Annotated in this window: 1 pseudogene; it reads left to right on the forward strand. The window is 60.4% G+C overall.

Annotated elements, in window-relative coordinates:
- Positions 1–218, forward strand: a pseudogene (locus tag DH10_RS37490) (type II toxin-antitoxin system RelE/ParE family toxin); the annotation flags it as partial.
- Between the last annotated feature and the right edge of the window lie 249 nt (positions 219–467).

Below are 467 nucleotides of genomic sequence, written 5' to 3' on the forward strand. Positions count from 1 at the left end.
AGCGCGAGCGACCGTCGCGAATTGAAGGTCACCTGGGCTTGTCGACTTTTCCACAGCGCGGCACCGAGCGGGTCGAGATCATGCCTGGGCTGCGGATCATCGGCTACCGGCGCGCCGTCAGCATTGCCCTTGCGGTCGAGGACGAACAGGTTTCGATCCTGAGCATCTTTTACGCCGGTCGGAACATCACGGCGGAATTGCTGGAAGGCCGGCTCTGAAACGCTGCTCGGTTTGGCGCGGCTGTCGATAGTCCCAAGCAGGGGCAGGCGATTTTCAAGCCGATGGCACGCGCTGCCACCGAGGAGTGTCGAGCCTCGGTAGGCGTGATCGGCAGCGGAACACCACAGCCAAGCCAACTCACGAATTTCAGCCCCGTGGATATCTGCACGAGAAATCGAAAAAACATCGCAGATCGCGGTTGACAGTTTGGATTGGTGGCGACTATATACGCCCCACCAACGAGGGCG

It is taken from the genome of Mesorhizobium silamurunense (genome assembly GCF_014843825.1).
Classification (GTDB): domain Bacteria; phylum Pseudomonadota; class Alphaproteobacteria; order Rhizobiales; family Rhizobiaceae; genus Mesorhizobium; species Mesorhizobium silamurunense.